General features: G+C 72.2%; 9 protein-coding genes and 1 pseudogene. 9 read left to right on the top strand and 1 reads right to left on the bottom strand.

The window, feature by feature from the left end; translation table 11 throughout:
• Positions 1-235: 235 nt before the first annotated feature.
• The 6 genes from ABZZ20_RS10545 to ABZZ20_RS10520 all read left to right on the top strand — a co-directional run bounded on the left by ABZZ20_RS10545 (position 236) and on the right by ABZZ20_RS10520 (position 6,392).
• On the top strand, positions 236-1,360 hold the full coding sequence (locus tag ABZZ20_RS10545) for a PfkB family carbohydrate kinase (protein WP_356868884.1): 1,125 nt from the start codon (positions 236-238) through the stop codon (positions 1,358-1,360).
• A gap of 333 nt (positions 1,361-1,693) precedes the next feature.
• A complete protein-coding gene (locus ABZZ20_RS10540) occupies positions 1,694-3,808 on the top strand; it encodes a PhoH family protein (RefSeq protein ID WP_356868882.1) in 2,115 nt (704 codons plus the stop codon).
• A 13-nt stretch (positions 3,809-3,821) separates the two neighbouring features.
• The gene (gene ybeY / locus ABZZ20_RS10535) at positions 3,822-4,319 is read left to right on the top strand and encodes an rRNA maturation RNase YbeY (protein ID WP_030862467.1); all 498 of its coding nucleotides are present in this window, start codon (positions 3,822-3,824) and stop codon (positions 4,317-4,319) included.
• The gene (locus ABZZ20_RS10530; RefSeq protein WP_356868880.1) at positions 4,316-5,620 is read left to right on the top strand and encodes a hemolysin family protein; all 1,305 of its coding nucleotides are present in this window, start codon (positions 4,316-4,318) and stop codon (positions 5,618-5,620) included. Before ybeY ends, ABZZ20_RS10530 begins: the two co-directional genes overlap by 4 nt.
• Positions 5,617-5,970, top strand: coding sequence for an MmcQ/YjbR family DNA-binding protein (locus ABZZ20_RS10525; protein ID WP_356868878.1), 354 nt, complete (start codon positions 5,617-5,619; stop codon positions 5,968-5,970). The genes ABZZ20_RS10530 and ABZZ20_RS10525 overlap by 4 nt, the downstream gene beginning before the upstream one ends.
• Before the next feature lie 65 nt (positions 5,971-6,035).
• A complete protein-coding gene (locus ABZZ20_RS10520) occupies positions 6,036-6,392 on the top strand; it encodes a cytidine deaminase (protein WP_356868876.1) in 357 nt (118 codons plus the stop codon).
• Between the two features lie 173 nt (positions 6,393-6,565).
• Here ABZZ20_RS10520 and ABZZ20_RS10515 read toward each other — a convergent pair whose 3' ends face one another.
• A complete protein-coding gene (locus tag ABZZ20_RS10515; protein ID WP_356869139.1) occupies positions 6,566-7,801 on the bottom strand; it encodes an MFS transporter in 1,236 nt (411 codons plus the stop codon).
• A gap of 175 nt (positions 7,802-7,976) precedes the next feature.
• Between ABZZ20_RS10515 and ABZZ20_RS10510 the strand changes: the two genes are divergently transcribed.
• The 3 genes and pseudogenes from ABZZ20_RS10510 to ABZZ20_RS10500 all read left to right on the top strand — a co-directional run.
• Positions 7,977-8,963, top strand: a complete 987-nt coding sequence (locus ABZZ20_RS10510; RefSeq protein ID WP_356868874.1) for a helix-turn-helix domain-containing protein — start codon at positions 7,977-7,979, stop codon at positions 8,961-8,963.
• Between the two features lie 139 nt (positions 8,964-9,102).
• Entirely contained in the window at positions 9,103-10,458 is a 1,356-nt protein-coding gene (locus tag ABZZ20_RS10505; protein WP_356868872.1) for a beta-xylosidase, read from the top strand.
• Between the two features lie 130 nt (positions 10,459-10,588).
• Positions 10,589-10,933 (top strand): annotated as a pseudogene (locus tag ABZZ20_RS10500) (DUF916 domain-containing protein); the annotation flags it as partial.
• Positions 10,934-11,018: the final 85 nt, after the last annotated feature.

Below are 11,018 nucleotides of genomic sequence, written 5' to 3'. Positions count from 1 at the left end.
CACCGGCCCGGGCCCTCAGGGGCCCGCGGGTCGTGCGCAGCGTGGGTGCGGAGCCCGCCAGGATCACCCCACAGCCGCGCGGGCAGCGGCATTACCGTGCGCATCGGGAAGGGCGGAGCGGGAGTGACATGCGACACACTGGGGTTTGAGCGCGGCGAGGACGGGCATAGCTGGCAGCTTTCCCTCGCATGCCCGCTCGCAGAAACGACCCTTCGTATCAAACGGGGAGTGCACCGTGACCAGTCGGGACAGCCGGACCAGCCGCAGCGCGATCGTGGACCCGCTCGGTCCGCTGCGCGACCCCCAGGAACCGGGGTGCGACGTCTTCCTGACCGGCACGGTCTTCCTCGACATCATTTTCACCGGCCTCGACTCGGCCCCCGTGCGCGGAACGGAGTCCTGGGCGCGCGGCATGGGCTCCAGCCCCGGGGGAGTGGCCAACATGGCCACCGCGCTGGCCCGGCTCGGCCTGCGCACCTCGCTGGCCGCGGCGTTCGGCGATGACCACTACGGCGAGTACTGCTGGGACGCGCTCGAACAGGGCGAGGGCATCGACCTGTCGATGTCGCGGACCATCCCGGGCTGGCACAGCCCGGTCACGGTCTCCATGGCGTACGAGGGCGAGCGCACGATGGTCTCGCACGGCCACGAGGCTCCCCCCGCCTTCGGCGCGGCGACCCCCACGGCCCCGGCGGGCGCCGCCCCCTTCCCACAGTGCCCGCCGCTCACCCGCGCGGCCGTCGCCTCGCTGGGGCCGGGGCGGACGGACGGTTGGATCGCGGAGGCGGCCCGGCGCGGGGCGCGGATCTTCGCGGACGTGGGGTGGGACGAGAGCGGGCGGTGGGACCTGGGGGCACTGGCCGACCTGGAGCACTGTGAGGCATTCCTGCCGAATGCGGGGGAGGCCATGCGCTACGCGCGGACCGACTGCCCGAGAGCGGCGGCGCGGGCGCTCGCGGAGCGGGTGCCGGTCGCGGTGGTGACGATGGGCGCGGAGGGCTCGTACGCGGTGGACGGGCGGACCGGTGAGACGGCGGAGGTCCAGGGCATCGCGGTGGACGCGCTGGACCCGACGGGGGCGGGGGACGTCTTCGTGGCGGGCTTCGTCACCGGGACGCTGGCCGGGTGGCCGCTGGCGGACCGGCTGGCCTTCGCCGGTCTGACGGCTGCCCTGTCGGTCCAGGAGTTCGGCGGCTCCCTGTCGGCTCCCGGGTGGCCGGAGGTGGCCCACTGGTGGCGGACGGCTCCCGAGGCCCTGCGACCGCGCTACGGCTTCCTGGACGCGCTGGTCCCGCCGGGCGCTGCGCCGGCGGCCCGCCGCAGGGCGGTCCCGACGATCGGCTTCCGCCACTCCGCCTAGTGCTGTGACCGGAGGGTTTGCCGGGAGGCCCGTGGCGTCCGGTGCGATGGATCGCGAGGCGGAGGGCTATGACTCGTACGGGACGTATGTGCGTGGTGCGGCAACGCGGCGAGGTGCCGTGCCGGGCGTCGCTGGCCGATGAACCTTCCCGGTCACAGCACTGGCTCCGGCCGGGCACGGTGGTCGTGCCGGGCCGGCGGGCGCCGGCTGGCCGGTCGGGGGCCGGAAAACCCCTCGGGGATGGCGCGGCGCCGACGTACCCTTGGTACTCCGGAGGTCGTCGATCGGCGCGGCCCCTCAGCGGGAGGTATGCGCAGGCCACAGTGCCGGCCCATGACTCAGACACCCACAGCCCAGACACCGGCGCAGGGGCAGGCGCGAGCCCACTTCACCGTTCCGGCCAGGCACCCGATGGTGACGGTGCTCGGCTCGGGTGACGCCCTGTTGCGCGTGATCGAGAGGGCCTTCCCGAAGGCCGACATCCATGTTCGGGGCAATCAGGTCAGTGCGATCGGGGAAGCGGCGGAAGTCGCCCTGATCCAGCGCCTGTTCGACGAGATGATGCTGGTGCTCCGCACCGGGCAGCCGATGACGGAGGACGCAGTGGAACGCTCGATCGCCATGCTCCGGGCGGGTGACAACGGCAACGGGCCGGACGAGACGCCCGCAGAGGTGCTCACCCAGAACATCCTCTCCAGCCGCGGTCGCACCATCCGCCCCAAGACCCTCAACCAGAAGCGGTACGTCGACGCGATCGACAAGAACACGATCGTGTTCGGCATCGGCCCCGCCGGTACCGGCAAGACCTACCTCGCCATGGCCAAGGCGGTCCAGGCCCTGCAGTCCAAGCAGGTCAGCCGGATCATCCTGACCCGCCCCGCCGTCGAGGCCGGAGAGCGGCTCGGCTTCCTGCCCGGCACGCTCTTCGACAAGATCGACCCGTACCTGCGCCCGCTGTACGACGCACTGCACGACATGATCGACCCGGATTCGATCCCGCGGCTCATGGCGGCCGGGACCATCGAGGTGGCCCCCCTGGCGTACATGCGTGGTCGTGCTCAACCCGTCTTCACGAAGGTCCTGACGCCCGACGGCTGGCGTCCCATCGGCGACCTTCAGGTGGGTGACCTGGTTGTCGGATCGAACGGCGAGCCGACCCCGGTTCTCGGCGTCTACCCGCAGGGCGAGAAGGACATCTACCGCGTCACGGCTCAGGACGGCTCCTGGACCCTGTGCTGCGGCGAGCATTTGTGGACGGTCCGTACGGCCTCGGACAAGCGGCGTGACAAGCCGTGGCGGGTCCTGGAGACCAAGGAGATGATCGGCAATCTCCGCGCCGCGCACGCCCGCCGCTACGAGCTGCCGCTGCTCACCGCTCCCGTCGAGTTCCCGGAGCGCGAGGTCCCCATGGACCCGTACGCGCTGGGTCTGCTACTCGGTGATGGTTGCCTGACAGGTTCCACCACACCGTCCTACTCCACGGAGGACGAGGAACTCGTCCAGGCGCTGGAGACGGCACTCGTCGGAGTCTCCGTACGCCACAAGGGCGGTCCCGACTATGTGCTGAACAGGGTGAAGGCGCCGGGGGACCTGGTCACTCTGGAGAATCCCGTCACTCGGGTCATGCGTGAACTCGACCTGCTCGGCAGCCGGTCGCACTCTAAGTTCGTCCCGGACGACTACCTGTTCAACACGGCGGAGATCCGTCTCGCGGTACTCCAGGGCCTGCTGGACTCCGATGGAGGTCCGGTAATCCAGCGGGACCGCACCTGCCGTGTCCAGTACTCCACGACGTCGATCGTCCTGCGCGATGACGTGATCGCGCTCGTCCAGTCCCTCGGCGGTGTGGCCTACACGCGTCGCCGCACGGCGGAAGGCCGTAAGCAGGGCACCGCCCTGGCAGCCCACCGACATGACTCGCACGTCCTCGACATCCGCCTGCCCGAGGCCATCGAGCCGTTCCGCCTCACCCGCAAGCGGGACGCGTACCACGCGGTCGGCGGCGGACGCCCGATGCGGTTCATCGACTCCATCGAGCCCGCGGGTCGGGAGGAGGCGGTGTGCATCCAGGTCGCCGCAGAGGACTCGCTGTACGTCACGCAGGACTACCTGCTGACGCACAACACGCTCAATGACGCCTTCGTCGTCCTCGACGAGGCGCAGAACACGACCGCCGAGCAGATGAAGATGTTCCTGACCCGCCTCGGGTTCGACTCGAAGATCGTCGTCACCGGTGACGTCACGCAGGTCGACCTGCCCGGTGGGGCCAAGAGCGGTCTGCGGCAGGTGCAGGAGATCCTCGAAGGGGTCCCGGACATCCACTTCTCGCGGCTCACGTCCGAGGATGTCATCCGGCACAAGCTGGTCGGCCGTATCGTCGATGCGTACGAGAAGTACGACGACAGCCAGGACGCCCTGCCGTCCCGGAACGGCTACCAGCGGAAGTAGAACCCAGCGCACCATGTCGATCGACGTCAACAACGAGTCCGGAACCGAGGTCGACGAGCGGGCGATCCTCGACATCGCCCGCTACGCGCTCACCCGGATGCGGATCCACCCGCTGTCCGAGCTCTCCGTCATCGTCGTCGACGAGGACGCCATGGAGCAGCTCCACATCCAGTGGATGGACCTGCCGGGTCCCACCGACGTCATGTCCTTCCCGATGGACGAGCTCCGTCCGCCGGCGAAGGACGACGAGGAGCCCCCGCAGGGGCTCCTCGGCGACATCGTGCTCTGCCCCGAGGTGGCCAAGAAGCAGGGCGAGGACGCCCCGACCCAGCACTCCATGGACGAGGAGCTCCAGCTCCTCACCGTCCACGGGGTGCTGCACCTGCTCGGGTACGACCACGAGGAGCCGGACGAGAAGGCCGAGATGTTCGGTCTCCAAGCGGCCATCGTCGACGGGTGGCGCGGTGAGCGCGGCATGACCGGTCCGTCCCCGGCCCCGACCGTCTCGTGACCGCCCCGCAGTTGATCACCGGCGCGGTGCTGCTGGTGGTGGTGGCCTGGTTCGCGGCGTGCGCCGAGTCCGGGATCGCCCGGGTCTCCATCTTCCGCGCCGAGCAGGCCGTACGGGAGGGCCGGCGCGGCAGCGAAAAGCTCGCCCAGGTCGCCGGCGACCCCACCCGCTACCTGAACGTGGCACTCCTGGTCCGGGTCACCTGCGAGATGGCGGCGGGGGTGCTCGTCACGTACGTCTGCCTCGACGAGTTCGGCGAGAACTGGACGGCGCTGCTCGTCGCGATCGCGGTGATGGTGCTCGTGTCCTTCGTCGCCGTCGGCGTGTCCCCCCGCACCATCGGCCGCCAGCACCCCCTCAACACGGCGACGGCGGCCGCGTACGTCCTGGTCCCGCTCGCCCGCGTCATGGGGCCCGTCCCGCAGCTGCTGATCCTCATCGGCAACGCGCTCACGCCCGGAAAGGGCTTCCGTAAGGGGCCGTTCGCCTCCGAGGCCGAGCTGCGCGCGATGGTGGACCTTGCGGAGAAGGAGTCGCTGATCGAGGACGAGGAGCGCCGGATGGTGCACCAGGTCTTCGAGCTGGGAGACACCCTGGTGCGCGAGGTGATGGTGCCGCGCACGGACCTGGTCTGCATAGAGCGGTACAAGACGATCCGTCAGGCGACCACGTTGGCGCTGCGCTCCGGCTTCTCGCGCATCCCGGTGACCGGGGAGAACGAGGACGACATCGTCGGCATCGTCTACCTGAAGGACCTGGTCCGCAAGACGCACATCAGCCGGGAGGCGGAAACCGACCTGGTCACGACGGCGATGCGGCCGGCGGTGTTCGTCCCCGACACCAAGAACGCCGGCGACCTGCTGCGGGAGATGCAGCAGGTGCGCAACCACGTGGCCGTGGTCATCGACGAGTACGGCGGCACGGCGGGCATCGTCACCATCGAGGACATCCTCGAAGAGATCGTCGGCGAGATCACCGACGAGTACGACCGGGAGCTCGCGCCCGTCGAGGACCTGGGGCAGGACCGCTACCGGGTCACGGCGCGCCTCGACATCACCGACCTCGGCGAGCTGTTCAAGGTCGAGGACTTCGACGACGAGGACGTGGAGACGGTCGGCGGGCTGCTGGCCAAGGCGCTCGGACGGGTGCCGATCGCGGGTGCTTCGGCGCTCGTGGAACTGCCGGACGGACGGCCGCTGCGCCTGACGGCCGAGTCCCCGGCCGGACGGCGGAACAAGATCGTGACGGTGCTCGTGGAGCCGGTGGTTCCGGGGTCGGGCGAGGGCGAGGAGGGCGAATGACGCCGACGGAGCTGCGCGCCTTCTGCCTCGGTTTCAACGCCGCGGTGGAGGAGTTCCCCTTCAATGCCGAGACCTCGGTGTTCAAGGTGCTGGGCAAGGTGTTCGCACTCTGCGCACTGGACGGGGAGCCGCTGACCGTGAACCTGAAGTGCGAGCCGGAGCTGGCGGTGCGGCTGCGGGAAGAGCACGAGGCGATCGTGCCGGGCTGGCACATGAACAAGCGGCACTGGAACACGGTGACGGTGGGCGGGCTGCCGGACGCGCTCGTGCGGGAGCTGATCGAGGACTCGTACGACCTGGTGGTCGCGGGCCTGCCGAAGGCGGAACGGCTGCGGCTCGACCGCCCCTGACGGGAGGCCGCACCCCGGCGGGGTCGTCGTGCGGCCCCGTCGCGGCGCTCCCTATGCTTTCGCCCATGACCGACAGCACCGGGATCAACCCCGAAGACAGCAAGATCATCACGCTGGCGCGCAGCGCCCGGGCCCGCAACGGGGTGCCCGAGGGGGCGGCGGTGCGGGACGAGACGGGCCGCACCTACGTCGCCGGGACCGTGGAGCTGGAGTCGCTGAAGCTGAGCGCGTTGCAGACGGCGGTCGCGATGGCGGTGGCGAGCGGGGCCGAATCCCTGGAGGCCGCGGCCGTGGTCAGCTCGGTGGAGGCGGTGGCCGACGCCGACCGGGCCGCCGTCCGCGACCTCGGCGGCCCGGCCACCCCGGTCCTCCTGGCCGCCCCGGACGGCACCCTCAGGTCGACCACCCCGGCAGGCGCCTGACCCGGCCGCGCCGCGAGCCCTCGTACCGGCCCTCACACAAGGGCGGTGTTCCGCGCCGTCGCGGCGGCGCGGGGCAGCCGGCCGTCCGGGGTCCGTGCCTGCGGGAGGCCGGCGACCGCGGCGTCGAACCGGCCGACCCTTCGACGGTGCGGCGCCGCACTCCTACAGCGCCGTCACACCGCTGGTTGAACCGCCGAGCGGCGGCGGATCACCATCGCCATGAGTGCGGCCATCGCGCACAGGGCACCGGACGCGTACCAGACGATGTCGTACGAGCCGAAGGCGTCCCGGGCCATGCCGCCCAGGAAGGCCACCACGGCCGCTCCCACCTGGTGCGAGGCCAGGACCCAGCCGAAGACGATCGCGCTGTCCTCTCCGTAGTGCTCGCGGCACAGGGCGATGGTCGGCGGAACGGTCGCGACCCAGTCCAGCCCGTAGAAGATGATGAAGAAGACCATCGGCGGGTGTACGGACGGCGCCAGCAGCATCGGCAGGAACATCAGCGAGATCCCGCGCAGGGCGTAGTAGACCGCCAGCAGGCGGCGTGCCTCGAAGCGGTCCGTGAACCAGCCGGAGGCGATGGTTCCGACGACGTCGAAGACACCGACCACCGCCAGCAGGCCCGCAGCCGCCGTCACCGGCATGCCGTGGTCGTGGGCCGCCGGTACGAAGTGGGTCCGCACCAGGCCGTTGGTCGAGGCCCCACAGATCGCGAAGGTGCCCGCCAGCAGCCAGAACGGGCCGGTCCGAGCCGCGTTGAGCAGGACCGTCACCGCCCGGCGCGCTGCGCCCGGGACCGGCGCGGGCTTCGGCGTGCGGGTGCCCCCGTACGGCGCGAGTCCCACGTCCGCCGGGTGGTCGCGCAGCAGCAGCCAGACGAACGGGACGACCACCAGGGCCGCCAGCGACACCGTCACCGCCGCCGGCCGCCACCCGTGGTGCTCCACCAGCCAGGACAGTAGCGGTAGGAAGATCAGCTGACCGGAGGCCCCGGCCGCGGTCAGGATGCCGGTGACGAGCCCGCGCCGGGCGGTGAACCAGCGGTTGGTCACCGTCGCCGCGAAGGCCAGCGCCATCGAACCGCTGCCCAGGCCCACCAGTACGCCCCAGAACAGCACCAGCTGCCAGGACGCGGTCATCCAGAGCGTGGCCACCGTGCCGCCGGATATCACCAGCAGGGCGAGGGCGACCACCTTGCGGATGCCGAAGCGGTCCATCAGAGCGGCGGCGAAGGGGGCGGTGAGCCCGTACAGCGCGAGGTTCACCGAGACGGCGAGCCCGATCGTGCCCCGCGACCAGTCGAACTCCTCGTGCAGCGGTTCGATGAGCAGCCCGGGCAGGGAGGCGAAGGCGGCGGCGCCGATGATCGTCACGAAGGCGACGGCCGCGACGAACCAGGCGCGGTGGATGCCTCCGGTCGGAGGAACCGTCGGTGCGGGTGCGGGTGCGGGTGCGGGTGCGGGTGCGGGTGCGGAGGCGGAGGCGGGCGGGGAGGCGGGGGCTGTCTGCGTCACACGGACAGCTTCCGACGTGGCGCCCTGCGAAGACAGTGGCCTGACTGACACCCTTCGATATGATTGGGCCATGGCCGCCCCTCACCGCGTCGTCGTCCTCGCCCTGGCCGGGCTGCTGCCCTTCGAGCTCGGCATCCCGCACCGGATCTTCGGCCGTGCCAAGGGCCCCGCGGGTGAGCCGCTGTACGAGATCCTGACCTGCGGGTTGGCTCCAGGGCCGGTGTACACCGACGCCGACTTCGCGGTCCAGGTCGAGCACGGCCCCGAACTGCTCGCCACGGCCGACACCGTGGTGGTGCCCGCCTCGCACGAGCTGGGCCCGGTGTACGAGGAGGGCCGGCTAGGCGAGGAGCTCGCCGCGGCGCTCGCGCACATCCGGCCCGGGACGCGGCTCGTCTCCATCTGTACGGGCGGGTACGTACTGGCCGCGGCGGGGTTCCTGGACGGCCGGGCGGCCACCACCCACTGGGCCCACGCCGAGCACTTCCAGCAGCTCTTCCCGGCCGTACGGGTGGACGCCGGCGTGCTCTACACCGACGACGGGGACGTGCTGACCTCGGCCGGGGTCGCCGCCGGCATCGACCTGTGCCTGCACATCGTGCGCCGCGACCACGGCGCTGCCGTCGCGAACGACGTGGCCAGGCGTACCGTCGTGCCGCCGCACCGGGACGGCGGGCAGGCCCAGTTCATCGACCGCCCGGTGCCGCAGCCGCAGCTGGCCAGCACCGCGGCGGCGCGCGCGTACGTGTTGGACCGGCTGCACGAGCCGGTGCGACTGGTGGACCTGGCCCGTCAGGAGTCCATGTCGGTACGGACGTTCACGCGCCGGTTCCGGGAGGAGTCCGGGCTCAGCCCCGGCGAGTGGATCGTGGGGCAGCGGGTGGAACGGGCCCGGCGGCTGCTGGAGCGGACGGACCTGCCGATGGAGCAGGTGGCGCGCGAGGCGGGGTTCGGGACGGCGCAGTCGCTGCGCAAGCACGTGCAGGCGGCGCTGGGGGTGAGTCCGACCGCGTACCGGCGCACGTTCCGTGCGACGGGCACGGGGGTCGCCGGGTGATCTGGCGGGGCCCGGGAGGGGGATCGTCATGCCACCTCCTGATGGGCCATCAGTTGATGTCGGACCCGTGCATTGACTTCTCCCGCCGCCCGCTCGTCAATGGCCCCCTGTCGGCGCGAGGGAACCCAGGGGGCGGGCGGTGCGAACACGGGCGGGCAGCAGGAGGTGGTCGGCGGTCTTCGGCGCGGCCGTGCTCGTGGCCGCGGCCGGTGCGGCACTGAGCGCACCTGCCGCCGCGGGAGGGGAGGAGCCCCAGGGGCGGGTGGAGTTCCCGACGTACTGCCTGCCGCCGCAGGAGGCCGGGCTCCCGCCCGCCGACGGGCCGACCACGGCCCGGCTGACCGTGGACGACCCCGCGCCGAAGGTCGGGGACACGGTCACGGTGACCTACCAGGTGACCGGGACCCCGGCGGTGAACCCGATCGGCACCGAACTGCCGGCCGATGTGCTGACCCCGACCGGGCGGATCCTGCTGGGGGGCGCGCAGAGCGGTGAGGTGACCGTCGTGGGGGCGAAGCGGAACGACCCGGTTCAGCCGGGTGCGGGGCTGCCGGCCGTCACCATGACCGGCACCTTCACGGTGACCTCGCCCGGCGAGATCACGCTGGCCCCGGGCAGTTACACCTTGCACACCAGTCACCTGCTGGACCTGGACACCACGTGCAGCGCCACGGGTACGCCGGTGTCCGCACGGCTCACCGCGACCCCCCTGCCCCGGGCCAACCTGCGTTCGGTCTCGCTCGGCGCGGCGTACGGGAAGCCGGGCGCCGAGGTCAGGATCACCGGCGTCGGATTCGCCCCCGGCTCGGCCGTGACGGTGGCCGGCCGGGCGGGCGCCGCCGAAACCACGGACCGGGTGGCGGCCACCGCGGACGAGCGGGGCGCGGTCCTGGCGGAGCTACCGGTCACGGACAGGGCGACGACGGCGGTGGTGGCGTACGAGGGCCGGGCGTGGTCGGCGCAACAGGGCTCGGGCCCGGCTGCCTACACGGTGGTCGATGCGGCGCCCCTGCCGCAGGGAACGCAGAAGGTGACGGCGGTCGTGGAGCAGGGAGCACTGTCGATGACCCAGGCGGGCGAGGCGATCGCGCTCGCCGCCGTCCCGTACGGGGAGGGCGGAGCGGCCTCCGGCCGGATCGGAGCCGTCACGGTCAAGGACGCGCGGGGCGGGCCCGCGGGGTGGACGCTGATCGGCAAGGTCACGGACTTCACAGGCCCGGGCGGAGGTCCCCCCGGCAGTGGCCGGGAGCCGGTCCGCATCCCGGGCGCCTCGCTGAGCTGGACCCCGTCGTGCACGGCCGCCGACGGCAGCCCGAGCCGGTGCACGGCGGGCAGCGCGGGGCCGGTCGGGCCGGAGGGGGCGGTGCTGGCTTCCGTCGCGGACGCGGCGTTGGTCGGCGGAACCTTCACGGTCGATGCGACGGTCACCCTGCGGGTCCCGCCCTACACGCCGCCGGGAGCGTACACGGCGGTCCTGACGCTGACCCTCTCGTGAAGCCGGCCCTCCCGTGAGCCCGCGTCCCCCGCAGACGCCGGTTGCGCCGCGCGGCGCGCGCCGGCGCTCGCCCTGCCGCGGGCTGGTGGTCGGCGGGGTGGTCGGCGTGCTGCTGCTGGGGGGTACCGGGATGGCCGAGGGTGCGGACAACGGGCAGTGGTCCGTCCTCCCCGCCGCCAACGCCCTCGCCCAGCGGCCCTACTTCTACCTCGCCGCCGCCCCCGGCGGGACGGTCGTCGACGCCGTCACCGTCACCAACCGCACCGACCGCCCCCGTACCTTCCGGCTCTATGCCGCCGACGCCTACAACACCCCTCGCGACGGCGGCTTCGCGCTCCGCGGCCCCGACGAGCCGCGTCGCGCCGCCGCCGCGTGGGCGAAGCTCGCTCAGGAGCGGGTCACCGTCCCGGCCGGGGGGTCGGTGAGCATCGGCTTCGCGCTCACCGTGCCCGACCGGGCCGAACCGGGCGACCACCCCGGCGCCATCGTGGCCCTCGACGAAGGGGCCGTCGTCCCCGCCCGGGGGCTCGGCGTCCAGCAGGCCGTCGCCGCCCGGCTGT

Source organism: Streptomyces sp. NPDC006430 (assembly GCF_040612395.1).
Classification (GTDB): Bacteria; Actinomycetota; Actinomycetes; order Streptomycetales; family Streptomycetaceae; genus Streptomyces.
Note: the sequence above shows the minus strand (reverse complement) of the source record. Positions and strands in the feature narration are given on the sequence as shown.